This is a genomic window from Nocardioides sp. Z38_18 (assembly GCF_058215695.1).
On the sequence record NZ_JBZAJE010000001.1, the window covers coordinates 1,842,770 to 1,866,519 of the forward strand.

Sequence of the window (23,750 nt, forward strand, 5' to 3'; positions counted from 1 at the left end):
ATTTCTCTCCCGTGGGATCGGAAGCCGATCAGGGCTCACCTTTCGTCGACGACTTCGTAAGCCAGGTCGTCGACTACGCGGTCATCGGCCTGGACCGAAACGGCATCATCAGGCGGTGGAACCTCGGGGCTCAACGGGTGAAGGGCTACTCGAGCCAGGAAGCCATCGGGCGCAGCTTCGAGATGTTCTACACCGAGGACGACCGTGACTCGGGCCGGCCGCACAAGCTGCTGGCGCTGGCCCGTGAGGAGGGCCGGGTCGAGGACACCGGATGGCGGGTCCGCAAGGACGGATCCCGGTTCTGGGCGGACGTGGTGATCACCGCCCTCCACGACGACGCGGGCGACCTGATCGGCTACGCCAAGGTCACCCGCGACCTCACCGAGCAGCACGAGCTCGAGACCACGCTGCGCGCCAGCGAGGAGCGCCTGCGGCTGCTGGTGGGCCAGGTCGTCGACTACGCGATCATCGCCCTCGACCCCGACGGGATCATCGAGACCTGGAACCTCGGCGCCCAGCGGGTGAAGGGGTACAGCGCCCAGGAGGCGATCGGCCACAGCTTCGAGATGTTCTACACCCTCGAGGACCTGGCCGCGGGCCTGCCGGAGCGACTGCTCACCGAGGCCCGCGAGAAGGGCCGGGTCGAGCACACCGGGTGGCGGGTCCGCAAGGACGGCTCCCGGTTCTGGGGCGACGTGATCATCACCGCGCTGCGGGACGAGTCCGGCACGCTGACCGGCTACGCCAAGGTGACGCGTGACCGCACCGACGCCAAGACGCTCGAGGACGCCCAGGACGCGTTCTACGCCACGTTCAACCACGACTTCCGGACGCCGATCACCGCGATCAAGGGGTTCGTCGACGCCCTCCGGAACGCCGGTCCGGAGTCCCGGGAGACGTTGATCGAGCGGGTGGAGGCGAGCGCGGACCGGCTGCTCGGGATGGTGGAGGGGCTGGTCGAGTTCGCTCGCCAGCGCACCGGCAACGCCACGTTGCTGATGGCCGACATCGACATCGTCCAGGTCACCCGCAGCGTCGTCCGGGACCTGGCGCCGGTGCTGGGCTCCTCACGGGTCCGGCTGTCCGACGACGTGGTGGCGCTCGCCCGCGCCAACGGCGTGGCCATGCACCGGGTGATGAGCAACCTGCTCGTGAACGCCTTGAAGTACTCCGCGCCGGACTCGCCCGTCGAGGTCACCTTCGGCCGCGCCGGACCCGGCCGGGTGCGCGTGTCGATCCGGGACCAAGGCCGGGGGATCGACGCCGGGGACCTCGGCACGATCTTCGACGAGTTCGTCCGCGGCCGGCTCTCCGAGGACGACGGCGGCACCGGCCTGGGACTGACCAGCGTCCGTGAGCTGATGGAGCAGCAGGACGGGACCGTCACCATCGAGAGCGAGGTGGGGGTCGGCACCACGGTCACCGTGGAGCTGCCCGCACCCGGGTCGCTGCGCGAGCTCCCTGCGACTCAGAGAGCGTCGTGGTCGTCCTCGGCCGTGGTGTCAGCGGGCCCCTCGGGGGTCCCCGACTCGCCCACGGGCCAGTCCGGCGGGTAGTCCGCGATCGCGGCCTCCATCTCCTTGCGGAGCCGCTTGCGTGCCCGGTTGTTGAGCCGGTCACCGAACACCGTGCCGACGGTGTGGTCGGTCTCGTGCTGGAGGCAGCGCGCCAGCAGCCCGTCGCCCTCGTAGGCGACCGGCTGCCCGTCGAGCCCGAACCCGGTGACCCGGGCCCAGTCGGGTCGCGCGCACTCCACGAACGCGCCGGGGTAGGACAGGCACCCCTCGTCGCCGTCGTCGAGCCGACGGTCGCGTCCCTCGGGCAGGTGGAGCTCCGGGTTGCAGACCACGCCTCGGTGCGGCGTGCCCGCGTCGTCGGGGCAGTCGAAGACGAACACTGCGAGGTCGACCCCGATCTGGCAGGCGGCCAGGCCGACCCCGTTGGCGGCGTACATCGTGGCGACCATGTCGGCCACCAGGCTGCGCAGCTCCTCGTCGTACGCCGTGACCGGCCGGGCCTGACGATGCATCACCTCGGTGCCCCAGCGGACCACGGGACGCACCGTTCCTCCCGTGGGGAGGACAGCCGAACCGGGGGCGGCCTCGGGGACAGGTTGCGATGTGGGCATGCCCGAATCCTAGTGCGTGACCCGCGACACGCCGGGCGGGTGTGGCACGATGTGTAACTCGCAGTTACATTACCTGTCATGTCTTCGAACACGGTCAACGAGCCACAGAAGCTGCCCTGGAGCCTCCTCCGCGCCGGAGGCCGTCACGGGCTCTCCGACAGCGAGAAGCGGGACCCGATCGGGCTGGCTGTCGCCGCCCTGAACCGGCTGGCCTCCAGCGACCTGCTGGACTCCCTGGGCCTGCGCAAGGCCAGCGAGCGGGGTGTCTACCGCGTCACCAGTGCGGGGTTCCGGACCGCGGGCAGCGTCGGGCGCACCTTCGCCCGCGCCGGCAAGGCAACCCAGGGCAACCGGGTGCCGCCGGCGAAGAACACCGGCCTGTTCGACCTCACCCCCGGCGAGGACGAGCAGATGCTGGCCGACGTGGTGGGCGAGTTCGCCGCAGAGGTCGTGCGGCCTGCCGCGGCGGCGGCCAACGAGTCCTGCGCCGCACCCGAGGACATCCTCAAGGCGTCCCTGGACATCGGCCTGCCGATCCTCGGGGTCCCCGAGGACCTCGGCGGGATCGCCACCGAGCGCTCCGCGATGGCCGGGACCCTGGTGCACGAGGCGCTCGCCAAGGGCGACATGGGCCTGGCGGTCGCCGCCCTCGCCCCCGGCGCCGTGGCCACCGCCCTGTCCCTGTGGGGCACCGAGGAGCAGCAGTCCACCTACCTGCCCGCGTTCACCGGCGACGAGGTCCCGGCTGCCGCGCTTGCCCTCAGCGAGCCCACCGCGCTCTTCGACCCGCTCTCGCCGTCGGCCACGGCCGAGGCCCGCGGTGACGGCTACGTGCTCAACGGTGTGAAGTCCGCCGTGGTCCGCGGCTCCGAGGCGGAGCTGTTCATCGTCGGCGCCGAGGTCGACGGCCGGCCGCAGCTGTTCGTCGTGGAGTCCTCCACCGACGGGATCACCATCGAGTCCGACCCCTCGATGGGCGTGCGCGCGGCCAGCCTCTCGCGCCTCGTGCTCAAGGACGTCGCCGTGGAGAAGATCGCCCTGCTGGGCGACGCCGACGACTACCGGGACTGCGTCCGGTTCTCCCGCCTGGCCTGGTGCGCCCTCGCCGTGGGCACCGGACAGGCGGTCCTCGACTACGTGACGCCCTACGTCAAGGAGCGCGAGGCCTTCGGCGAGCCGATCGCCAACCGGCAGTCGGTGGCGTTCATGGTCGCAAACATCGCGATCGAGCTGCAGGGGATGCGGCTGGTCACCTACCGGGCCGCCAGCCGGGTGGCGCAGGGCAAGCCGGCCGAGCGCGAGATCGCGCTGGCACGGCGGCTGTGCGCCGAGCGCGGCATGCAGATCGGCCTCGACGGCGTCCAGCTCCTCGGCGGGCACGGGTTCGTCAAGGAGCACCCCGTCGAGCGCTGGTACCGCGACCTGCGCGCTATCGGACTCATGGAAGGAGCGGTCCTGGTCTGAGCACGGCCGTCCCCGTCACGTCCGTCACTCTTCGACCCAGGAGCACACACTCATGATCAACCTCGAGACCCCCAAGAAGATCCGCCCGCTGATCGACCAGGCCCACCAGGTCGCGATGAACATGCTGCGGCCCATCTCGCGCAAGTACGACGAGGCCGAGCACGAGTACCCCAAGGAACTCGACATGCTCGCCGCGATGATCGACGGCATCTCCGAGTCCGGTGCGACCGGTGGCGCAGGCGCGGCCGGCGTACGCCGTGATGAGAAGCCCGAGGACAAGCAGGGCAACAAGAACGGCGCCAACCTGGCCTCGGTGCTCTCCGTCATGGAGATGTGCTGGGGCGACGTCGGCCTGCTCCTCTCGATGCCGCGGCAGGGCCTGGGCAACTCCGCGATCGCCTCGGTGGCCAACGACGAGCAGCTCGAGCGCTTCGCCGGCACCTGGGCCGCGATGGCGATCACCGAGCCCAGCACCGGCTCGGACTCCGGGGCCATCCAGACCACCGCCCGCAAGGACGGCGACGAGTACGTCCTCAACGGCGAGAAGATCTTCGTCACCTCCGGCGAGCGCGCCGACAGCGTCGTGGTCTGGGCGACCCTGGACAAGAGCCTGGGCCGCGCGGCGATCAAGTCGTTCGTGGTCAAGAAGGGCAACCCCGGGATGCGGGTGGAGCGCCTCGAGCACAAGCTCGGGATCCGTGCCTCCGACACCGCGGTGATCATCCTCGACGAGTGCCGGGTCCCGGCCGAGGACCTGCTCGGCGACGCCGGCGTCGACCCCAAGCAGGGTTTCGCGGGCGCGATGGCGACCTTCGACAACACTCGTCCGCTGGTGGCCGCGATGGCGCTCGGCTGCGCCCGGGCCTCGCTCGACCTGACCCGCGACATCCTGGCCGAGGCCGGCATCACCATCGACTACGACCGGCCGGCGCTCGCCCAGTCCGCGGCCGCAGCCACCTTCCTCCAGCTCGAGGCGGACTGGGAGGCGGCGTACCTGCTCACCCTGCAGTCGGCGTGGATGGCCGACAACCGCAAGCCCAACTCGATGCAGGCCTCGATGGCCAAGGCGAAGGCGGGCCGGATGGGATCCGACGTCACGCTGCGCTGCGTGGAGCTCGCCGGCACCTTCGGCTACTCCGAGGTGGAGCTGCTCGAGAAGTGGGGCCGGGACTCCAAGATCCTCGACATCTTCGAGGGCACTCAGCAGATCCAGCAGCTGATCGTGGCTCGCCGCGTGCTGGGCCTCACCTCAGCCCAGCTGAAGTGAGCGTTCCAAGCTGAGGCCAGCGGGCACAGTCACCGTATGAGCCTCAAGCTGTACGCCGACACCAGCGTCCGTCGCACTCTCCAGATCGTGGGGGACCTGGCTGTCGTGGTCTGGGTGTGGCTGTGGATCACGGTCGCCGACCAGGTCCATGACGCCACGTTGGGTCTCGCGACCCCCGGGCGCAAGATCGACTCGTCGGCCAGCGACCTGGCCGAGCGGCTCCGCGACGCCGGCAGGATCGTGGCCGACGTGCCGCTCGTGGGTGACCAGGCGAGCAGCCCGTTCGACGACGCCGGGAAGGCCGCCAGCGGGCTGGCCGCCGCCGGTCAGCAGCAGGTCGACGCCGTGGGCAGCCTCGCCAACTGGCTGGGCCTGGCGGTGGCGCTGATCCCGATCCTGGTGGTGCTGGGGTTCTACCTGCCCGCGCGGATCGCGTTCGTCCGCCGGGCCACTGCGGGGCGGAAGTTTGTGGACTCCGGCGCCGACCTCGACCTGTTCGCCCTGCGGGCGATGTCCTCGCAGCCGCTGCACGTGCTCGCACGGATCGACCCGGACCCGGCCGGCGCGTGGCGCCGCGGCGACCCGGCGGTGATCGACCGGCTGGCGCGTCTCGAGCTGCGCTCGGCGGGTCTGCGCGTGCCGGAGCGGCTCCCGGAAGGGGGCACCTCGTGAGCACCGTGCCCCGGATGAACGACACCCGCCGGACCGACCTGCTGATCGAGGTCTTCCGGGACGCGTTCGCCCCGCTCATGCGGGCGGACCCGAAGGCGTTCCGCGCGAAGTACCGCAAGATGGCGGCCGATCCGCACGCGTTCTACCGCGGCGCGGCCTGCCTCTACTACGCCGACGTGACGGCCACCCGCGACCCGTGGGTCGACGAGCGCAGCGGCGCCATCTGGATCCACGGCGACCTGCACGTGGAGAACTTCGGCACCTACCTCAGCTCCGACGGGCGGCTGGTCTTCGACGTCAACGACTTCGACGAGGCCTACATCGGCCACTTCAGCTGGGACCTGCAGCGGTTCGTCGCCAGCCTGGCCCTGATGGCGTGGCAGAAGGCGCTGCCGCAGAAGGACATCGAGTCGCTGATCCGCCGCTACCTCCGCTCCTATCTCAAGCAGGTGGACCACTACGCGAGCACGGCACAGGACGAGGACTTCGGGCTGCACCTGGAGAACACCACCGGCCCGGTCCAGGACGCCCTGGTCGCCGCGCGGTCGATCCGCCGGGCGGACCTGCTCGACGAGATGACCCATGTCGAGAACCACGTCCGGGTGTTCACCGAGGACGCCAGCATCCGCCGACTCCCCGCGAAGGAGCGCGACGCGGTGGCGGCGGCGTTCGAGTCCTACCTGGACACGATCCCGCCGTCCAAGCGGTTTGATCGCGAGCTGTTCTACGAGCTGCGCGACGTGGTGGGCAAGTCGGGCTTCGGGATCGGCAGTGCCGGGCTCCCGGCGTACAACCTGCTGGTCGAGGGCTACAGCCAGGCCCTGGACAACGATGTGGTGCTGTCCATGAAGCAGGCCAACGTGCCGGCGCTGAGCAGGTTCGTGGACAGTGCGGCCGTCGGCCGCTACTTCGACCACGAGGGCCATCGCACGGTGGTGAGCCAGCGCGCGCTGCAGGTGCACACCGACCCGCTGCTGGGGTACGCCGAGCTCGGCGGCGTGGGCTACGTCGTCGCCGAGGTCTCGCCCTACGAGGTCGACCTCGACTGGGCGAACATCACCGAGCCCGACGACATCGCTGCCGTGGTGGAGCTGCTCGGGCAGGCGACCGCCAAGGTGCACTGCGCCTCGGACGAGGACAGCGACCAGGACCTGGTCGACTTCCAGGTGGAGGGGGCGATCGTGGCCTCGCTGAAGGGCCGTCGGCGCGAGTTCAGCGACCACCTCGTGGAGTTTGCCCTCGCCTACGCGGAGCGCGTGCGCCGGGACCACGCGCTGTTCGTCGAGGCGTTCCGCAGCGGCCGCATCGGGGTCGCGGCGACCTAGAGCTGGACGGCTGCTGCGAGCACGAGGGCGGCGATCAGGACGCTTTCGATGACCTCGATGCTGGCGCCGAAGCAGTCGCCGGAGACCCAGCCGAGCCGCAGCCGCCAGTAGAGGATCACGAGTCCGGCCAGGGGGAGCGCGACCAGGGTGACCGGCGCGAGCCAGAGCGCGAGGCCGCCGAGCAGCACGGCCCACACAATGATCGGCGCCCAGCTCGTCGGAGCGGTCTGCGGCTCGGCGGCGCTGCCGTCGAACCGGGGGACGACGCGGCCGCAGAGCATCGTGGACCAGCGGGCCCAGGCCGGGACCAGCAGGACGCCCCAGCACCAGCCGGACGGGGCCAGCTCCGCGAGCAGGACCAGCTTGGTGAGCACCTGCATCACCACGACGACGACCCCGAAGACCCCCATGTGCGGGTCCTTGAGCACCTCGTAGAACCGCTCGGGCACGCGGTGGGCGGCCCCGAACGCGTCCGCGACGTCGCCGAGGCCGTCGAGGTGCAGCGCCCCGGTCACCCAGACCCAGATCAGCAGGCCGAGCCAGGCGCCCACCCACGGACCGCCGGGTGCCCACGCCAGGGACGCGGCGACGCCCGCCCCCAGGACGAGGCCCACGACGGGGAAGTAGGTCGAGGCCCGCTCCAGGTCGCGCGGACCGAAGTCCTTGACCGCCGGCATCGGGAGCCGGGTCATGAACCCGAACGCGACGCTGAGGGCGCGCAGCACCTGCACGGGTCCGCTAGCCACGGTCAGAGACCGAGGCTTCAGCGAACGTCGCCATCTCGTTGTGCAGCGCGCACGCGAGCCGCAGCAGCGGTACGGCGAGCGCGGCACCCGAGCCCTCGCCGAGCCGCAGGTCGAGCTGGAGGAGCTCGCGTGCGTCCAGCGCCTCCAGCACCCGCGCGTGGCCCTGTTCGGCGGACCGGTGGGAGAACACCAGCCATTCGCGGCAGCCGGGGTTGATGCCGACTGCGGCCAGCGCAGCCGCCGAGACGATCAGCCCGTCGACCAGGACGGGTACGCCCTGCTGTGCCGCGGCGAGCACTGCCCCGGTCAGCGCGGCGATCTCCAGCCCGCCCAGTCGGCGCAGCGCCTCGTGGGCAGGAAGGTCCGCCTCGGTGACGGCCGGCCCGTGCAGCTCCAGCGCCTCGGAGATCAGGGCTGCCTTGCGGCGTACACCTTCGCTGTCGAGGCCGGTTCCTGGCCCGGCCAGCCGGGCGGGGTCCTCGCCGAGTACGGCGGCGGCCACCGCGCTGGCGGAGGTGGTGTTGCCGATGCCGAGCTCACCGAGGACGACGAGGTCGGTGCCCCCGGCGGGTGCGGCGGACAACGCCTCGGCGACGGCGCGGCGGCCGGCGTCCAGCGCGTGCGCCAGGTCGGCCTCGGTCATCGCCGGTTCGGTGGTGAAGTCGGCGGTGCTGCGGCGAGTCCTGTCGTCGACCACGCCCGGGATCGGCTCCTCGGCGAGCGTGCCCACGTCCACCACGGTCAGGGGCAGGCCCAGCTGGCGTGCGAGCACCGAGATCGCCGCCCCGCCGCCGATGAAGTTGCACAGCATCTGCACGGTGACCTCGGGCGGGTACGCCGAGACGCTCCGCCGGGCGACGCCGTGGTCACCGGCGAAGACCAGCACCGGGACCCGGTCCGCCGAGGGTCGCTCCCGTCCCTGCAGCGCAGCCAGCGTCACCGCGACCTCCTCGAGCCGCCCCAGGGAGCCTGCGGGCTTGGTGAGCTGCCCCTGCCGCTCCAGCGCCCCCCGACGATGCGCCTCGGAGGGCTCGGCGCAGGGGAGGCTCCACCAGGTGTTGTCCATGGGCGATCTCTACCAGAGCCCCACCCCGCAGCTGAGCACCGCCGCCCTGCGGTGGCCGACCAGCGGCAAGGTAGGCAGACGAGCGGCAGTCCCGAAGGTGGTCGAGCAGCAAGCGAAGCGAGCGGATAGTCGAGACCACTCAGGTGACCCATAGGTGGTCGAGCAGCAAGCGAAGCGAGCGAACAGTCGAGACCACTCAGGCGACCCATACGTGGTCGAGCAGCGAGCGAAGCGAGCGAACAGCCGAGACCACTCAGGTGACCCGAAGGTGGTCGACAGCGAGCGACAGCCGAAACCACTCAGGTGACCCGAAGGTGGTCGAGCAGCGAGCGAAGCGAGCGGATAGTCGAGACCCCTCAAGCGGACCCATAGGTGGTCGAGCAGCAAGCGAAGCGACCGAACAGTCGAGACCACTCAAGCGACCCATAGGTGGTCGAGCAGCGAGCGAAGCGAGCGAACAGTCGAGACCACTCAGGCGACGCGACAGCCAAACCCAAGGCGCACGCTCCACCTTCCAGCGCATCTCCACTTCACACAGGAAACCGTCCAGATATATCCCTGAATCCCCATAGAACAAGGGGATTCTCGAATATTCCTGTCAGTGCTCGATGCTTGGATCGACTCATGACTTCCCAGCCGGACACTCCGCCCGGCGCCTCCTGCGCCGGGGGAGTCGCGGCTGCGCTGGCCAGGATCCGCGGCGAGGTGGACGGCATGATCGACACCTTGTGGGCGGCCGGTCGTGGCGAGGAGTTGATGGACACCGTCGCCGAGATCGAGGGGCTGAAGTCGACCCTGGATGCCGTCGAGCTTCAGGTGGTCCACGAGCTGGAAGTCAGCCACGCGGTGAAGCCGGTCGGCTGGGCCTCGACCCAGGACTTCGTGACGGCGGTCGCGGGCGGCCGCAAGGGCACCGGCGCGGCGACCGTACGCCTTTCCGCTGCCGTGCAAACGCCGGTGCTGGCGCCGGTTGGTGACGCACTGGCCGACGGCTGGCTCTCGGTGACCAAGGCCCAGGTGATCGAGCGCGCTGTCGACGCCCTTCCCACGAACCCCGACGTCCGGACCCGTGGCGTGCACGCGATGCTCGCCGAGGCCAAGGCACTGGACGCCACCGACCTGGCCAAGGTCGGCCGCATCCTCGTCTCCATCGTGGATCCCGACGGCGAGGAGCGTCGCGCCGAACGCGAGCTGGACCGCGAGGAACGCGCCGCCCACCTCGACCGCGACCTCTCCCTGCGGTTCGACACCGCCGGTGGCTGCTGGATCAAGGGCCGCTGCTCGGCCGAGGACGGTGCCAAGCTCCGCGCCACCCTGCTGCCCCTGGCCAAGCCCCAGCCCGCCCCCGGACCGGTCTGTGACCCCGGCACCTGCGAGATCCCCGGCTGCGGGCACGACGGCCGCGACCCGCGCGACCACGGCGCCCGGATGCTCGACGCGCTGGTGGAGCTCTGCGACCGCGCCGCCACTGTGGACCTGCTCCCCGAGTGCCACGGCGCCCGGCCCAGGGTCTCGGTGACCATCGACTTCGAGGACCTCAAGAAGCTGTCCGGGTTCGGGACCACCGAGACCGGTGAGGACCTCTACGCAGGAGCCGTACGCCGGATGGCCTGCGACGCCGACATCATCCCGATCGTGCTCGGTGGCGGGTCCGAGGTCCTCGACGTCGGCCGGCAGATGCGGCTTGCCTCCGCGGCGATCTGGAAGGCCCTGGTCGCCCGGGACAAGCACTGCCGGTTCCCCAACTGCACCCGCCCGCCGGTGATGTGCCACGCCCACCACCTCGTGCACTGGTGCGAGGGCGGCGAGACCTCACTCTCGAACACGATCCTGCTCTGCGGCCACCACCACCGGCTGATCCACGCCGGGCCATGGCAGATCACCCGCACCGGACCCAGCGAGTTCAGGTTCGACCCGCCGCCGGGTGTACGCCGGATGAGAGCCGTGGGGCGAGAACCGCCTGACGACTGAGCCCCGGCGGGGTCGGGTCTGGTCCTCGGCTCACGGAGTGGTCTCGACTGACCACTCGCTGACGCTCGCTGCTCGACGCAAGGCTTCGCTCGATGCTCGACCACCTTGGGTCTCGGCTATCCGCTCGCTTCGCTCGCTGCTCGACCACCTTGGGGTCTCGACTACTCGGGGACGGTGGTGGCGCCGTGGCCGGGGGCGGCGGTGATGAAGTCGGGGGACTTCCAGCCGCGGGCGGTGAAGGCGGTGGTCACCGCAGCCTCGACCGCGGCCATCCGCTCCACGGGGACGAGGGCGATCGCGGAACCGCCGAAGCCGCCGCCGGTCATCCTGGCGCCGACGGCGCCCGCCTGCACCGCCACGTCGACGGTGACGTCCAGTTCCTCGCAGGAAACCTCGTAGTCGTCGCGCAGCGAGACGTGCGAGGCCTGCAGCAGCGGACCGAGGGCGGCCCAGTCGTCACGGCGCAGTGCCTCCACGAACGCATCGACACGTGAGATCTCACTGGTGACGTGCTGTGCTCGGCGCCGCAACGGATCCGGCAGGTCGTCCATCGCCTCGCTCCCGGTGAGCTCACCGAGGTGGTTGACGCCGAGCTTCTCCGCAGCCGCCCAGGCCTCGTCACGGCGGGTCTCGTAGCCGCCGTCGGTCAGTTCGTGGCTGACCCGGGTGTCGATGACGAGCAGCGCGAGACCGTGGGCCTCCGGATCGAACGGCACCTGCTCACGGGTGCCGTCGGCGAAGTCGATGAGCAGGGCGTGCCGCGGCTCGGCGTACACCGCGATCGTCTGGTCCAGCCCCCCGGTCGGGGCCCCCACGTGGTCCTGCTCGGCGCGGATGCACGCCTCGACCAGCTCCTGCGACGACAGCCCGAGGTCGAAGAGCTCGTCGACGGCCACGGCGACGCTGCACTCCAGCGCAGCCGAGCTGGAGAGCCCCGCGCCGATCGGCACGTCGCTGGTGATGTCGATGTCCATCCCGCGGCGTACGCCGAGGGCCAGCAGCACCCCGGTCACGTAGAGCGCCCACGGATCCGCCCCGGCGAGCTCGTCGACCGAGCCCTCCCAGCGGCGCGCCGCACTGGTGACGCGCACCCGGTCGTCGGACCTCGGGCTGACCACGGCCTGGGTCCGCTGGCGCAGCGCCATCGGCAGGCACCGGCCGCCGTTGTAGTCCACGTGCTCACCGATCAGGTTCACTCGTCCCGGCGCGACACCGGTCACAGCGTCGGCCTCGAACACCTGCCCGGTAGATTCGGTTTCCGTGCGATTCCTCTCAGACACGCAGCCAGCGTATGACCTCACCTACGACGACGTCTTCATGGTGCCGCGGCGCTCGGCGGTCGCGTCCCGGTACGACGTGAACCTGGCCTCCACCGACGGGACGGGTACGACGATCCCGATCGTGGTCGCCAACATGACCGCTGTCTCCGGTCGCCGGATGGCCGAGACCATCGCCCGCCGCGGTGGACTGGCCGTGATCCCGCAGGACATCCCGCTCGACGTGGTCGAGGAGGTCGTGGCCTGGGTCAAGAACCGGCACCCGGTCTTCGAGACACCGATCACCCTCTCCCCGCAGGACACCGTCAGCGACGCCCTGGCGCTGCTGCCCAAGCGCTCCCACCGGGCTGCGGTCGTGCTCGAGGACGGCGTCCCGGTCGGGCTGGTCACCGAAGCCGACTGCCTCGGTGTCGACCGGTTCACCCAGGTGGGCGACGCGATGACGACCGGCATGGTCACGCTGAAGGCCACGATGGACCCGCGCGAGGCCTTCGACGTCCTCGCCTCCTCCCGGCACCGCCTCGCGCCCGCGGTGGGCGACGACGGCGAGCTCGTCGGGATCCTGACCCGGACCGGGGCGCTGCGCTCCACCATCTACGAGCCCGCCCTCGACCAGCACGGCCGGTTGCGGATCGCGGCGGCAGTCGGGGTCAACGGCGACGTCGCCGGCAAGGCCCGTCGCCTGCTCGAGATGGGCGTGGACTGCCTCGTCCTGGACACCGCCCACGGGCACCAGGAGCGGATGCTCGAGGCGCTGGCCGTCGTACGTGCCCTCGACCCGGCCGTGCCCGTCGTGGCCGGCAACGTGGTCGCCGCCGAGGGCGTGCGCGACCTGATCGAGGCCGGTGCCGACATCGTCAAGGTGGGCGTCGGTCCCGGCGCGATGTGCACGACCCGGATGATGACCGGAGTCGGCCGGCCGCAGTTCAGCGCGGTGCTGGAGTGCGCCCAGGAGGCGCGTCGGCACGGCAAGCACGTGTGGGCCGACGGGGGAGTGCGGCACCCGCGCGACGTCGCCCTCGCTCTCGCGGCCGGGGCCTCCCAGGTGATGATCGGCTCCTGGTTCGCCGGCACCCACGAGTCGCCCGGGGACCTGCACGTGGGCGCCGACGGGCGCCCCTACAAGGAGAGCTTCGGGATGGCCTCGGCCCGAGCCGTCGCGAACCGTACGTCGAACGAGAGCGTCTTCGACCGCGCCCGCAAGGCCCTCTACGAGGAGGGGATCTCCTCCTCGCGGATGTTCCTGGACCCGGATCGTCCCGGCGTCGAGGACCTCGTCGACGAGATCTGCTCCGGCGTCCGCTCGGCCTGCACCTACACCGGCTCCAGCGACCTCGCCTCGTTCGCGGAACGCGCCGTGGTCGGGGTGCAGTCCCCGGCCGGATTCGCCGAGGGCAGGCCGTTGCCCGGTGGCTGGTGACGGGTACCCACCCCGATTACTTGTTCGGGCGGCCTGTTGCTAAGGTTGCGGTCGCTTGTCCGGGTGGCGGAATAGGTAGACGCGCTAGCTTGAGGTGCTAGTGCCCTTTATCGGGCGTGGGGGTTCAAGTCCCCCCTCGGACACAAGGCAACAGGCCTCTGACCTGCGGAAACGCAGATCAGAGGCCTGTTTTGTGTTCCACAGAGGAACACAAAACACGTGCAACGGGGGCCAACCAGGCCCAACGTGGGCACCTGCTTCCGCAACCCCGCGGAACTTGTGGGCATCTGACCTGCACAGACGCTGCTTGGGGTAACGCCTTGCCCTGGTCTGATGCCGAGGTTGCGGAGACATCCGAGGGGGGTTTTGGTCCCCCATCGGACACCTAGGGAGGGAAGCTTCGAAGGTTGACTCCGATGCGCGGCCTCGTCAGAGGACATGAGTCGGGGGACCGGGGTAGCCTTCCGAGCCGAGCTCGAAGCAATGTCGACCAGGGGGCACAGTGACTCAGGAACCGGTTCCGGCGGGGGACTTCGCGGACGGTGACGACGACTACGAGTCGTCCCAGGAACAGGTTGAAGCGCTCGACCTCTCCGGCGACGACCGAAAGCTCGTCACACAGCCCTATGACTTGGGCGTGAAGAGTTTGAGTCGCGACATCGAGCAGGGTCGCATCAGCTTGAACATCGAATACCAACGCAAGTACGTCTGGGACCTCGCCAAGGCGAGCCGCCTCATCGAGTCCCTGCTCCTAAACGTCCCCATTCCTGTGTGCTACTTCGCCGAAGACGAGAACGGCAACTATGAGGTGATCGACGGCCTTCAGCGCCTGACCACCATCAAGAATTACCTGGAAGGGGAGTTCGCTCTCAGCGGCTTGTCAGTCTTGTCAGAGTTGGACGGAAAGAGCTTCAGCGAGCTCGCGCCCCGGGACAAGCGAAGACTCGAAAACCGAACGATCCGTTGCATCGTGATCACCGAGGACAGCAACCCGGACATCAAGTTTGACGTGTTCGAGCGCCTTAATACAGGCGCCGCCATGTTGACCGCTCAAGAGTTGCGAAACTCGGTCTACCGCGGGCCCTTCAATGACGCGCTGAAGAGGATCGCCAGCGAGGCATACTTCACCGACTTCCTGGGCACCGCGAGCAACAAGCGGATGGACTTCGAAGAACTGATCCTCCGGTTCTTCGCGCTGTTCGAGGGGCTCGAGGCTTACAAGCCCCCCTTGCGACAGTTCCTGAACGAATACATGCGAACGAAGCGTCACTCCACACCTGATTCGGCTCTCACGGGCCTGTTCAAGGAAACGTGCGAGGTAGTCCAAGAGATTCTGGGCGCGACCCCGTTCCGCGTGGAGGGTTCCCGGAACCTAGTGAACAAGGCGATGTTCGATGCGTTCATGATCCCCGCAGCACACGCAGACAAGGCTGCGATGCGGCGCTCTCCCCAAGTCGTCCTTCAGGTGATCGAAGAGGTCAAAGCCGATGAAGCGTTCCGCACCGCCATCGGCCGTGCCACTGCGGACCGCCAACGCATGCTGTTTCGCGTTGGCATCGTCGCTGATCGGTTGCGCAAGGCAGGAATCCCCGTGGCGTTGCCGGAGGGCTTGGGCCTGCCCGAGTCGCGCACCAACGAGACCACCTGAGCTTGATGACATCGCTCGAAAACTTCGACTCTGGTGTTGCGGAGGTTGGGGTCCTCCTCGCCCTCTGCGAGATCGATCCCCCAGAAGGGGTAGATGCCCTCCATCGAGACAACGCTGTCCACCGCGCTTGTGTCGTTCTGCTCGTGAGCCACTTTGAGAGCTACTTGAAGTCGATCGCGGAAGAGTTCACTGATTCCGTTAGCACCGGACAACTCGAGTCGCGGCAGATCCCGAAGGGGTTGAAGGAGCTTCACACGTTGCCCCAGCTCTCGGAGATCCTGAACTGCAAGAACGATACGCAGCGAGCATCCCTGCTGAAGAAGCTCCAAGGGGCCGGCACCATGGCTCTGTGGAACGAAAGTGCCAAGCCAGCCCCAGGAACATTGAGTGCGAGCGTTCTGACTCGGGTGGTCACGAACGCCTACAGCGAGACTATCGACTCCCTCTTCGAGATCATGGGGAGCTCAGCGGCCGTCTGTGACGGGGATCTCGACGTCCCAGATGAAGACGGTGACCCAGTGCCGGCCAGCATTCGGTTGGGCCTCGCAGACGTGGTGAAGTGCCGCAACGACATTGCCCACGGTGACGTCTCTCGTCAACCCACAGGCACCGACGTCAACCGGTACCTCCGGTTCCTGGTCGCTCTCGCAAAGAGGTTGGATCGGAAATCAGCGGCGCTGGTCGAGCTCGTGTCCCCTTGAACTCAGCCGCGACAATCTTCAGGTCAATCAAAGAGGCTCGCTGGCGACACGTGCAGTGCGTGCGCAAGCTTCACGATCACGTCGAGTGTCGGATTCCTGGCGCCCGACTCAAGGCCTGCGACGTACGAGCGATGTAGGTCGGCGCGTTCAGCCAACTGCTCCTGCGTCCAGCCGGCCGCATGTCGGAGGGCGGAGACGCGATCCCCAAATTCCCGTCGGTGGGCCCGCTGCTCGAAGGATGGACGCGAGACGGGCACCTCGCAACCCTCTGATGATCACGGACGACACGCCGTACTCTATGAGTAACAATTACCCAAGGTAGGCACTTATTGGGGACACGAGGAGATGGCGCGTGAGCGAGCCGCTGAGGAACTACGACCAGGCAGCTGCGTGGCTAGGCGTCCCCCGGTCCTGGCTCGAAGCACGTGTTCAGGCGGGCGAGTTTCCACACGTCCGTATTGGCAAGCACGTCCGTTTCACTCAAGCCCAACTCGACGAATACGTAGTGAGCAATGAGCGTCGACCACAGGGGGAGGTGGCGTCGCCTGCAGGGCCCAAGCCCTTCCGGCGTAGGCGCCTGTGATCGTGTTCCACCGTGGAACACAACCTCGGACTGAGATGGATTGAGATGGACTCACGCGGACAAAGTTCCGCACCTCACGCTCGCAGGCCGCTGACCTGCGGAAATAGGTCCGCAACTGCGGGGTTCAAGTCCCCCCTCGGACACGTAGAGAAACAGCCTCTGACCTGCGAGAACAGGTCAGAGGCTGTTCTGCGTCCAGGGCCCCGGGGAAGATCTGGGGAACATCGAGGTGAGTACTGCCTCGCAGGCGCAGCGCTGGCTAGAGCGCGGCCGGAGGACTGGCCTCGCTGTCTTCGGGGCCGCTGAGCTCACGATCCAGGCTCTTCTGTGCCTGGCGCATGGCCTCGTACCTGGGCTCGGAAAGTCTGCGCAATGCCTCGTCGGGGGCAACGTCCTCGACGGTGGCGAAGATCCACCAGATGTTGTCGAACCGATCACGAACCCGGCTGATGCGCTGACCGAACGCCTGCGTCAGCGGCGGTGTCACGATCGTCGCACCGGCAGCCACCGCCGCGGTCGTCGCAGCATCGGTGTCCTCGACGAACACGCGCAACAGCGAACGGGTGCGGGGCCAGCCCTTCTTCCGATCGAAGGCGAGCAGAACGGTGTCTCCCACGCGGATCTCGGCGTGGCCGATCGGTCCGTCCTCAAGCGGCACCAACCCGGGGTCGACGCCCCCGAACGCTTCGGCGATGAATTCGAGCAGCCCTCGGGTGTCGTCGGTGACGATCCACGGGGCGACGGTGGTGTATCCAGCGGGGGTGCTCATGACGGCCTCCTTCGGCAGCTGGTGAGTAGCGGCACAGAAAGCGTAGGAAGCGTTCAGGTCAGAATCCGTCCTCTACGACAGGCTGGTCCGAACAGTCCGGCGAGGCGCTTCGGCCAGGGCCGCAGCCAGGCGCGCCCGGTCGATGATGCCGAGCTTCGTGTACACGTGGCGCAGGTGGTACTCCACGGTCTTGGGGCTGAGGAACATCGCTTCTGCCGCCTCCAGGGCGGTCTGTCCACATGCATGGAGCTGGCCGCAGCAGGAACGCCTTTCGTGCACGTCCCGCTGCGACACCATTTCGAGCAGACGTTCCAGGTGTGCCACCGACTGGAGCGGTACGGCGCGGGCCGGCACCTGGACTACGCGCGGGCCTGCGATCCGCAGGTGCTCGCCTCGACGACGCTCGCGGCCGGTTCGAACGGCCGTCCCGTGGAGACCGACGGGGCGGCCCGGGCAGCCGATCTCCTGGCCGAGCTCTGCTAGAGCCGGAGACCCCGGCACCGACCCGGGGGTGTGAATGACGTGGTGGCTCGGTGATCGCTGCCCCAGGCGAGCCGCCCCCCGCGCGCGTCGTGGGCGTGCGAGGGTGCCCCGGTGAGTCGCACCCCTCTCCCCGACGGCAGCGTTCGCTACGCCCCCGACCTCCGGCACCGCAGCAAGCGCAAGCAGCCCTACCGTGCCGCGCTCACGGCGCTCTTGACCGCAGTGCCGCTCGGAGCCGGCGGCTTCTTCGCACTCGGCCCCGCCAGGGCGCTGCCCATCATGGGGTGGACCGCGGTGGTCACCCTCGTCCTCGTGCTCATCTGGCGTCTGACGCTCCCGCGCCAGCTCAGCGTCACCGTGTCGGCGGCCGAGCTCACGTTCCGGAGCTACGGGCGCTGGACCACGATCAGGCTGGACGAGTACACCACCGCCGCTGCCCGGCTCGTCGTCGACCAGCACGGGTTCGAGTCCCGCTACCTGGTCTTCGCCGGCGACGGGGGCAGCTTCAGGCTGAACATCGAGATGTGGTCCGAGGAGGACCTCGTCGCAATCGCGGGGGACCGGGTCAGATGGACCACCGATCCCGCGGCCGTCACCGTCCAGCAGTTCGACCAGGAGTTCCCCGGCCTGCTGCCGTTCCACACCACGCATCCGCACCGGTTCGCCATCGGATTCGTCCTCGTCGCCGTGCTCGCCGTCGTGGGGGTCATGGCGGCGATCGCGGCTCTCACAGCAGTCCGTGGCGATGCCACTGACTCCGGCGGGGAGGCCCGGAGCCGCCCTCAGGCGAAGTCCCCCGCGCAGCAGCTTTCACGTGCCGCGAACACGACCCAGAACCGTCTCCAGGCCGAGGTCCAGCTGATGCTCGGCACGGACGCCCCCTGGGACCACGCCCCACTGAAGGCTGGGGACTGCGGAACCGGTGACGGGTGGCAGCGGATCATGGCGGCGGAGACGACCGAGCCGCGCCCCTACACCAGTGCGGACATCTCCAAGGTGAGCGCTGCTGCGGAACGCGCTGACCTGAGCCTGGTCGACACGCGACGTGGCGGCGGCGCGCTTCGCGCGATGACGTTCGCGAACGGCGAGACCGAAGCCGCACTGGTGGTGCAGCTCGAACCCGGCTTCGTCTCGGTGAAGACGGCCAGCGGATGCGTGGTCGCCGAGTAGTCAGGAGCCGCCGCTGCCTCCCCGACGGCGCAGCCTGGGCCGCTGGCGCTTGACCCGGGGCGGTGAGAAGGCAGAGCCCTTGCCCCACTCGGTGAGCTCCAGCATCGCGTCCACCACGTTGCGCAGGTTCACCAGGAGGCCGCCGTACTCGTGCCAGGCGCTGCCGGCGAGGTTGTCGGTCGACAGGTCGTTGGCGACCACGTTCAGCCGCGACCGCACCTCGCGCAGGCACTGCTCGTCCTGGTCATGGGCCCCCTGCGCGGTCTGCTCGAGCAGCTCCTTCCAGGGGGCGCGGAACTCCTCCTCCCACAAGGTCTCGTTCGCGGCGCTGGTGGCGACCGTGCGGGCCATGCTGATGGTGTCGGCCACGGCCTGCTCGAGCAGCTGCAGGATGCGCACGAGATCGTCCAACCCGGCCGGCTGGCTCCGTCGCGGGTTCAGCTTGGTGCTCTCCCGCGCCTGGCCGAGCAGGTGCCACGCCTCGTCGAGGCGCTCGTCGAGGAGGCGAAGGTCGGCCACCCACTGCTCGGCGACAGCCGGCTCGAGGTTCGACGCCGTGTTCGCCGCCATCTTGGCGAGCACGTCGGCCAGCTCACCGGGCAGCTCGGCCGCGCGAGCCCAGGCCGCCCGGTCACCGAGAGGCGGCCACACCAGCAGGTTGACGAGCAGGCCGACGAGCACGCCGACCGTGGTGTCGAGCAACCGGCTCAGCAGCAGGTTCGACTCGTTGATGGCCCCGGTGGCCAGCACCACGATCGCTGTCGTGGCGATGGTCGTCGACTCCTCCCGCAGCCAGCGGTTCCGGCCCAGGGCGAACGCCACCAGCAGCATCACGCCCATGCCGACAGCACCCACGCCCAGGAGCTCGCCGCAGCCCCAGGCCAGGAACACCCCCGCGAAAGTGGCCGCGATCTGCTGGCCGCCTCGCGACATCGTGCGGTAGACGGTCGCGTGCACCACCAGGACCGCCGACCACGGGGCGAGGAACGCCTGCTCGAGGTGCAGCACGTCCGTTGCGATGACCCAGGCCAGCACGCCGGCAAGGGCGGCCTTGCCGGTCTGGAGCAGGTCGACCGTGAGGATCGGATCGGGTCTGCGGGCGGAGACGCGTTCCCACCACGACGCGCGACGGTCCTCCCTGAACGGCCGCATGGCAGCAAACGTACCTGTCGCCCGGGCGGCTCTAGGATCACGGGAATGGACGTGACGACGTGAGCAGTGAACGAGACCGGGACGAGGAGGGCCGCGCCAGACAGGCCCGGCCCCGTGACGAGCTGGGCCGCCCGTTGCCGTACGGCGCCACCGGGGTGGAGCCGGTCTCGGAGGATCCGCTTCCGCCTGAAGAGACCATCCGGTTCGCCCGTGAGCTCCTCGACCAGGGCCGGCCGTTCTCGGCCCACGAGGTGCTGGAGGCGCGCTGGAAGTCCTGTCCCGAGGAGGAACGCGAGCTCTGGCAGGGACTGGCCCAGGTCTGCGTCGGCCTGACCCACCATGCCCGCGGCAACGCGGTGGGGGCCGAGCGGCTGGTCGAGCGGGCCGCAGGCCGGTTGCTGCGCTACCAGGACACCGCGGCCCCGACGTACGGGCTCGACCTGGACGAGATCGTGGCCTGCGCCCGCGGCGTCACCAGACCAGCACCGGCTTGACCACGGCTCCGGAGACGGAGTCGGCCACGGCCCGGTTGATCTCCTCGAACGGGTAGGTCACCACCAGGTCGTCCACGTCGAACCTGCCAGCGGCGTTGAGCTCGAGGAGCCGCGGCACCATCTCCTGCGGGTCCGAGTCGCCCTCCACGGAGCCGCGGACGACCTTGCCCTGTTGCAACAGGTCGATCGCGTCGATGCTGAACTCCGGCGCGCCCAGGCCGAGCACCACCAGCGTGCCGCGGACGGCGAGCGCCTGCGCGGCCCCGGTCAGCACGCCGGGGACGGCGGTGGTGTCGATGGCGTGCGTGGATCCGCCGCCGGTCGCCTCCTTCACCGCCTCGACCACGGTCTGCTCGCCCAGCTCGGCGGGGTTGATCGTGACGGCCCCGAGCCGCGCGGCCCGCGCCAGCCGCTCTGGGACCAGGTCGACCGCGACCACCTGTCGCACCCCGGCACCGGCGGCGGCCGCGATCGCGGACAGCCCCACGGCCCCGGCGCCGTACACCGCGAGCCAGTCGTCCTCGGCGGGCTGCAGCACGTTGAGCACCGCCCCCGCCCCGGTCTGGAAGCCGCAGCCGTACGGCGCGGCCCGGGTCAGGTCCAGTGACGGGTCGATGACCACGACGTTGTCTGCGTAGGCGAGCGCGTGCTGGGAGAAGCTCGACTGGCCGAAGAAGGACCCGAACACCGGCGTCCCCCGGCGCGAGTACGTCGTCGACCCATCCATCCGCATCCCCATGTAGTTCAGCACCAGGTTCGAGTCGCAGTAGCCGTACCTGCCGGCAGCGCACTGGGCGCACGCGCGGCACGAGCGCAGGCTCATCACCACGTGGTCGCCCACCCGGACGCCCACCACGTCGGGGCCGACCGCCTCCACGACGCCTGCGCCCTCGTGCCCGAGGACGAACGGGAACATCTCGCGCGGGAACAGGGCGGGCACCGTCACGTCGGTGTGGCAGAGGCCGGCCGCCACCACCCGGACCAGGATCTCGTCGCCGCGCGGAGCGTCGAGCTCCAGGTGCTCCAAGGTGAAGTCGGCGTTGGGCCCGGTCTTCAGGGCGACGGTGGTGCGCATGGGGCTCCCGACGGTTGACACTAGAACATGTTCTACCCATGCTGTCAGAAGCCGAGACACTCGTCACACGAGTGCGGGCACGAGGGAGCGCAGTGACCCAGACACCGCCGGCCGCGGACATGACCCTGCAACGCTCCAGCCGCGACCCCGAGGCCTTCCGGGCCCGCCTCACCAGCTGGCTCGCGACCGTGCTGCCAGAGGGCGCCGAGCCTGCCGTCGTGGTCCACGCCGGCATCGAGGAGAACGGACTCTCCTCCGAGACGGTGCTCCTGGACGTGACCTGGACCGCTGAGGGCCAGCAGTGCACCGGCGAGTACGTCGCCCGGGTGCAGCCCGCGACCGAGGACGTCCCCGTCTTCGAGCGCTACGCCCTTCAGGACCAGCACGCCGCCATCCGGATCGTGGGGGAGACCACCGATGTCCCCGTCCCGCAGGTCCGGTGGCTGGAGACCACCGGGGAGGTCCTGGGCACGCCGTTCTTCCTGATGGACCGCATCGACGGCCTGGTGCCGCGCGACGTGCTCCCCTACAACTTCGGCGACAACTGGCTCCACGACGCCCCGCTCGCGGACCAGCGCCGGCTGCAGGACGCCACCGTGAAGGTCGTGGCCGACCTGCACTCCATCCCGGACGCAGCCGCCACCTTCGCCTTCCTCGACCCGGCCCACCAGGGGGAGACCGCCCTCGCGCGCAACCTCGCCCGCACCCGGTCCTGGTACGACTTCGCGGTTCCCGGCGTCGGGCGTTCCATCATCGCCGAGCGGGCGTTCGCGTGGCTGGATGCGCACCTGCCAGACACCGAGGAGGCGGTGCTGTGCTGGGGCGACGCCCGCATCGGCAACGTCCTGTACGCCGACTTCGAACCGGTCGGCGTCCTCGACTGGGAGATGGCCACGCTCGGTCCCCGCGAGCTCGACGTCTCCTGGATGGTGTTCGCGCACCGCGTCTTCGAGTCGATCACCGGCCTGCTGGAGCTGCCGGGGATGCCGCACCTCCTGCGGGAGGAGGACGTGGTCGCGACGTACGAGCAGCTCACCGGGACCACCCTGGGCGACCTCGACTGGTACCACGTCTACAACGCGCTGCAGTGGGCCATCGTGTTCATGCGCACCGGCGCCCGCCAGATCCACTTCGGCGAGATCGATCGCCCCGACGACGTGGACGGGTTGATGCACCACCGGCCGTTGTTCGAGAGCCTCCTGGCGAAGGTCGGTGCCTGATGGTCAGCCACCTCGACGAGTACCCCCTGCACCAGGCGCCGCTGCCGGTGACCTGGCCCGCCAGCAGCGACCGCAACTTCTACGACCGGTGCTACTTCAACGCCCACGACCGCACCGGTGACATCTTCGTGATCACCGGCCTGGGCTACTACCCCAACCTCGGCACCAAGGACGCGTTCCTGCTGGTCGCCCGGGACGGCCGGCAGACGGCGGTGCACCTCTCCGACCTGATCGACGACGACCGGCTGAACCAGCACGTCGGCGGCTACCGCATCGACGTGGTGGAACCGCTGCAGCAGCTCCATCTCACCCTGGAGGAGACCGAGGGGATCGCGGCGGACCTGACCTGGCAGGGGTCCTTCCCCGTGATCCAGGAGCAGCGGCACGTGCTCCGGGCCGGTGCCCGCACCACGCTGGACGCGCAGAGGTTCGCCCAGGTCGGCACCTGGAGCGGGCACCTGGTCGTCGACGGCGAGCGGGTCGAGGTCAGCCCCGACACCTGGGTCGGGACCCGGGACCGGTCCTGGGGCATTCGCCCGGTGGGGGAGTCCGAGCCACCCAGCGCCCCGACCGATCCGCCCTTCGACGGGATGTGGTGGCTCTACGTCCCGATGCGCTTCGACGACTTCGCGATCGTGCTGATCCTCCAGGAGGACCCCGACGGGTACCGCACGCTCAACGACTGCCACCGGGTGCATCGCGACGGCCGCGTCGAGCAGCTCGGCTGGCCGCAGGTGAAGGTGCACTACGCCTCCGGCACCCGTACGCCGACCGGCGCCACCATCGGCTGCACCACGCCGGCGGGGGAGCCCCTCGAGCTCGAGGTGTCCTCGCTGCTGGCGACTCCGCTCCACGCGGGCGGCGGGTACGGCGGCGACCCCGACTGGCTGCACGGCACCTGGAAGGGCGAGAAGTACGCCGAGCGGCTCACCTACGACCTGGCCGACGACGCGGTGCAGGGCCGGATGATGTTCGGCTGCGTCGACCACGTCGGGCGCGCCCTGCTCCACGAGGGCGGGCGCACCGTCGAGGGCTGGGGCCTGCTCGAGCACTTCTGCATCGGCCGCCACGACCCGACCGGCTTCACCGACTGGTTCTCCACCGCACCCTGACCCGATA

24 protein-coding genes and 1 tRNA gene are annotated in these 23,750 nt (G+C 69.6%); 16 read left to right on the forward strand and 9 right to left on the reverse strand.

Annotation, left to right across the window (positions count from 1 at the left end):
• Positions 1 to 11: 11 nt before the first annotated feature.
• Positions 12 to 1,556 (forward strand): sensor histidine kinase, encoded by a 1,545-nt coding sequence (locus AC4BGC_RS08900; protein ID WP_490555233.1) that lies wholly within the window; start codon positions 12 to 14, stop codon positions 1,554 to 1,556.
• On the opposite strand, the gene def is transcribed toward AC4BGC_RS08900, so the two are convergent.
• Complete coding sequence (gene def, locus AC4BGC_RS08905; protein WP_490555234.1) at positions 1,469 to 2,128, reverse strand: peptide deformylase; 660 nt, start codon at positions 2,126 to 2,128, stop codon at positions 1,469 to 1,471. The genes AC4BGC_RS08900 and def overlap by 88 nt on opposite strands.
• Positions 2,129 to 2,206: 78 nt before the next feature.
• Here def and AC4BGC_RS08910 point away from each other — a divergent pair, with 78 nt between their 5' ends.
• From AC4BGC_RS08910 to AC4BGC_RS08925, 4 genes are read left to right on the forward strand one after another with little or no spacing between them, the layout of a single operon-like run.
• Positions 2,207 to 3,592, forward strand: a complete 1,386-nt coding sequence (locus tag AC4BGC_RS08910; protein WP_490555235.1) for an acyl-CoA dehydrogenase family protein — start codon at positions 2,207 to 2,209, stop codon at positions 3,590 to 3,592.
• A gap of 52 nt (positions 3,593 to 3,644) precedes the next feature.
• On the forward strand, positions 3,645 to 4,859 hold the full coding sequence (locus AC4BGC_RS08915) for an acyl-CoA dehydrogenase family protein (RefSeq protein WP_490555236.1): 1,215 nt from the start codon (positions 3,645 to 3,647) through the stop codon (positions 4,857 to 4,859).
• Positions 4,860 to 4,895: 36 nt separating this feature from the next.
• Positions 4,896 to 5,531 (forward strand): hypothetical protein, encoded by a 636-nt coding sequence (locus tag AC4BGC_RS08920; RefSeq protein ID WP_490555237.1) that lies wholly within the window; start codon positions 4,896 to 4,898, stop codon positions 5,529 to 5,531.
• The gene (locus AC4BGC_RS08925) at positions 5,528 to 6,856 is read left to right on the forward strand and encodes a DUF2252 domain-containing protein (RefSeq protein WP_490555238.1); all 1,329 of its coding nucleotides are present in this window, start codon (positions 5,528 to 5,530) and stop codon (positions 6,854 to 6,856) included. Before AC4BGC_RS08920 ends, AC4BGC_RS08925 begins: the two co-directional genes overlap by 4 nt.
• Here the strand turns inward: AC4BGC_RS08925 and AC4BGC_RS08930 are convergent.
• Together AC4BGC_RS08930 and cobT are read right to left on the reverse strand one after the other, a co-directional pair.
• The gene (locus AC4BGC_RS08930; protein ID WP_490555239.1) at positions 6,853 to 7,602 is read right to left on the reverse strand and encodes an adenosylcobinamide-GDP ribazoletransferase; all 750 of its coding nucleotides are present in this window, start codon (positions 7,600 to 7,602) and stop codon (positions 6,853 to 6,855) included. The genes AC4BGC_RS08925 and AC4BGC_RS08930 overlap by 4 nt on opposite strands.
• Positions 7,595 to 8,668, reverse strand: a complete 1,074-nt coding sequence (cobT, locus tag AC4BGC_RS08935; protein WP_490555240.1) for a nicotinate-nucleotide--dimethylbenzimidazole phosphoribosyltransferase — start codon at positions 8,666 to 8,668, stop codon at positions 7,595 to 7,597. The genes AC4BGC_RS08930 and cobT overlap by 8 nt, the downstream gene beginning before the upstream one ends.
• Before the next feature lie 624 nt (positions 8,669 to 9,292).
• Between cobT and AC4BGC_RS08940 the strand changes: the two genes are divergently transcribed.
• Positions 9,293 to 10,639, forward strand: coding sequence for an HNH endonuclease signature motif containing protein (locus tag AC4BGC_RS08940; protein ID WP_490555241.1), 1,347 nt, complete (start codon positions 9,293 to 9,295; stop codon positions 10,637 to 10,639).
• Between the two features lie 161 nt (positions 10,640 to 10,800).
• Here AC4BGC_RS08940 and galK read toward each other — a convergent pair whose 3' ends face one another.
• A complete protein-coding gene (galK, locus tag AC4BGC_RS08945) occupies positions 10,801 to 11,919 on the reverse strand; it encodes a galactokinase (protein WP_490555242.1) in 1,119 nt (372 codons plus the stop codon).
• Between galK and AC4BGC_RS08950 the strand changes: the two genes are divergently transcribed.
• The 4 genes from AC4BGC_RS08950 to AC4BGC_RS08965 all read left to right on the forward strand — a co-directional run bounded on the left by AC4BGC_RS08950 (position 11,900) and on the right by AC4BGC_RS08965 (position 15,685).
• On the forward strand, positions 11,900 to 13,336 hold the full coding sequence (locus tag AC4BGC_RS08950) for a GuaB1 family IMP dehydrogenase-related protein (RefSeq protein WP_490555243.1): 1,437 nt from the start codon (positions 11,900 to 11,902) through the stop codon (positions 13,334 to 13,336). The two genes, galK and AC4BGC_RS08950, sit on opposite strands and share 20 nt — an antisense overlap.
• 57 nt (positions 13,337 to 13,393) lie before the next feature.
• Positions 13,394 to 13,479, forward strand: a tRNA-Leu gene (locus tag AC4BGC_RS08955).
• Positions 13,480 to 13,838: 359 nt separating this feature from the next.
• Positions 13,839 to 14,984, forward strand: coding sequence for a GmrSD restriction endonuclease domain-containing protein (locus tag AC4BGC_RS08960; protein WP_490555244.1), 1,146 nt, complete (start codon positions 13,839 to 13,841; stop codon positions 14,982 to 14,984).
• A gap of 5 nt (positions 14,985 to 14,989) precedes the next feature.
• The gene (locus AC4BGC_RS08965; protein ID WP_490555245.1) at positions 14,990 to 15,685 is read left to right on the forward strand and encodes an MAE_28990/MAE_18760 family HEPN-like nuclease; all 696 of its coding nucleotides are present in this window, start codon (positions 14,990 to 14,992) and stop codon (positions 15,683 to 15,685) included.
• A gap of 23 nt (positions 15,686 to 15,708) precedes the next feature.
• Here AC4BGC_RS08965 and AC4BGC_RS08970 read toward each other — a convergent pair whose 3' ends face one another.
• Positions 15,709 to 15,942 carry a helix-turn-helix domain-containing protein gene (locus AC4BGC_RS08970; RefSeq protein WP_490555246.1) on the reverse strand — a complete coding sequence of 78 codons (234 nt, stop codon included), beginning with the start codon at positions 15,940 to 15,942 and terminating at the stop codon, positions 15,709 to 15,711.
• Positions 15,943 to 16,037: 95 nt separating this feature from the next.
• Here AC4BGC_RS08970 and AC4BGC_RS08975 point away from each other — a divergent pair, with 95 nt between their 5' ends.
• Positions 16,038 to 16,268, forward strand: coding sequence for a helix-turn-helix domain-containing protein (locus AC4BGC_RS08975; RefSeq protein ID WP_490555247.1), 231 nt, complete (start codon positions 16,038 to 16,040; stop codon positions 16,266 to 16,268).
• A gap of 259 nt (positions 16,269 to 16,527) precedes the next feature.
• On the opposite strand, the gene AC4BGC_RS08980 is transcribed toward AC4BGC_RS08975, so the two are convergent.
• Positions 16,528 to 17,037, reverse strand: coding sequence for a VOC family protein (locus AC4BGC_RS08980; protein ID WP_490555248.1), 510 nt, complete (start codon positions 17,035 to 17,037; stop codon positions 16,528 to 16,530).
• 72 nt (positions 17,038 to 17,109) lie between these two features.
• Positions 17,110 to 17,361 (reverse strand): LuxR C-terminal-related transcriptional regulator, encoded by a 252-nt coding sequence (locus AC4BGC_RS08985; RefSeq protein ID WP_490555249.1) that lies wholly within the window; start codon positions 17,359 to 17,361, stop codon positions 17,110 to 17,112.
• On the opposite strand from AC4BGC_RS08985, the gene AC4BGC_RS08990 reads away from it, so the two are divergent.
• Both AC4BGC_RS08990 and AC4BGC_RS08995 read left to right on the forward strand, forming a co-directional pair.
• The gene (locus AC4BGC_RS08990; RefSeq protein ID WP_490555250.1) at positions 17,353 to 17,520 is read left to right on the forward strand and encodes a hypothetical protein; all 168 of its coding nucleotides are present in this window, start codon (positions 17,353 to 17,355) and stop codon (positions 17,518 to 17,520) included. The two genes, AC4BGC_RS08985 and AC4BGC_RS08990, sit on opposite strands and share 9 nt — an antisense overlap.
• A gap of 111 nt (positions 17,521 to 17,631) precedes the next feature.
• On the forward strand, positions 17,632 to 18,690 hold the full coding sequence (locus tag AC4BGC_RS08995) for a hypothetical protein (RefSeq protein ID WP_490555251.1): 1,059 nt from the start codon (positions 17,632 to 17,634) through the stop codon (positions 18,688 to 18,690).
• Here AC4BGC_RS08995 and AC4BGC_RS09000 read toward each other — a convergent pair whose 3' ends face one another.
• Entirely contained in the window at positions 18,691 to 19,842 is a 1,152-nt protein-coding gene (locus tag AC4BGC_RS09000; protein ID WP_490555252.1) for an FUSC family protein, read from the reverse strand.
• A gap of 59 nt (positions 19,843 to 19,901) precedes the next feature.
• On the opposite strand from AC4BGC_RS09000, the gene AC4BGC_RS09005 reads away from it, so the two are divergent.
• Positions 19,902 to 20,336 carry a DUF309 domain-containing protein gene (locus AC4BGC_RS09005; protein WP_490555253.1) on the forward strand — a complete coding sequence of 145 codons (435 nt, stop codon included), beginning with the start codon at positions 19,902 to 19,904 and terminating at the stop codon, positions 20,334 to 20,336.
• Here the strand turns inward: AC4BGC_RS09005 and AC4BGC_RS09010 are convergent.
• Complete coding sequence (locus tag AC4BGC_RS09010) at positions 20,314 to 21,411, reverse strand: NAD(P)-dependent alcohol dehydrogenase (protein WP_490555254.1); 1,098 nt, start codon at positions 21,409 to 21,411, stop codon at positions 20,314 to 20,316. The genes AC4BGC_RS09005 and AC4BGC_RS09010 overlap by 23 nt on opposite strands.
• A 92-nt stretch (positions 21,412 to 21,503) precedes the next feature.
• Here AC4BGC_RS09010 and AC4BGC_RS09015 point away from each other — a divergent pair, with 92 nt between their 5' ends.
• Positions 21,504 to 22,631, forward strand: coding sequence for a phosphotransferase family protein (locus tag AC4BGC_RS09015; RefSeq protein ID WP_490555255.1), 1,128 nt, complete (start codon positions 21,504 to 21,506; stop codon positions 22,629 to 22,631).
• Positions 22,631 to 23,743 carry an Rv3169 family protein gene (locus tag AC4BGC_RS09020; protein WP_490555256.1) on the forward strand — a complete coding sequence of 371 codons (1,113 nt, stop codon included), beginning with the start codon at positions 22,631 to 22,633 and terminating at the stop codon, positions 23,741 to 23,743. Before AC4BGC_RS09015 ends, AC4BGC_RS09020 begins: the two co-directional genes overlap by 1 nt.
• Positions 23,744 to 23,750 lie beyond the last annotated feature (7 nt).

Coding starts and splice junctions, on each gene's coding strand:
- def (WP_490555234.1), bottom strand. CDS start 2,128: ATGCCCACATCGCAACCTGTCCCCGAGGCCGCCCCCGGTTCGGCTGTC.
- AC4BGC_RS09020 (WP_490555256.1), top strand. CDS start 22,631: ATGGTCAGCCACCTCGACGAGTACCCCCTGCACCAGGCGCCGCTGCCG.
- AC4BGC_RS08915 (WP_490555236.1), top strand. CDS start 3,645: ATGATCAACCTCGAGACCCCCAAGAAGATCCGCCCGCTGATCGACCAG.
- AC4BGC_RS08920 (WP_490555237.1), top strand. CDS start 4,896: ATGAGCCTCAAGCTGTACGCCGACACCAGCGTCCGTCGCACTCTCCAG.
- AC4BGC_RS08940 (WP_490555241.1), top strand. CDS start 9,293: ATGACTTCCCAGCCGGACACTCCGCCCGGCGCCTCCTGCGCCGGGGGA.
- AC4BGC_RS08910 (WP_490555235.1), top strand. CDS start 2,207: ATGTCTTCGAACACGGTCAACGAGCCACAGAAGCTGCCCTGGAGCCTC.
- cobT (WP_490555240.1), bottom strand. CDS start 8,668: ATGGACAACACCTGGTGGAGCCTCCCCTGCGCCGAGCCCTCCGAGGCG.
- AC4BGC_RS08965 (WP_490555245.1), top strand. CDS start 14,990: ATGACATCGCTCGAAAACTTCGACTCTGGTGTTGCGGAGGTTGGGGTC.
- AC4BGC_RS08980 (WP_490555248.1), bottom strand. CDS start 17,037: ATGAGCACCCCCGCTGGATACACCACCGTCGCCCCGTGGATCGTCACC.
- AC4BGC_RS09010 (WP_490555254.1), bottom strand. CDS start 21,411: ATGCGCACCACCGTCGCCCTGAAGACCGGGCCCAACGCCGACTTCACC.
- AC4BGC_RS09000 (WP_490555252.1), bottom strand. CDS start 19,842: ATGCGGCCGTTCAGGGAGGACCGTCGCGCGTCGTGGTGGGAACGCGTC.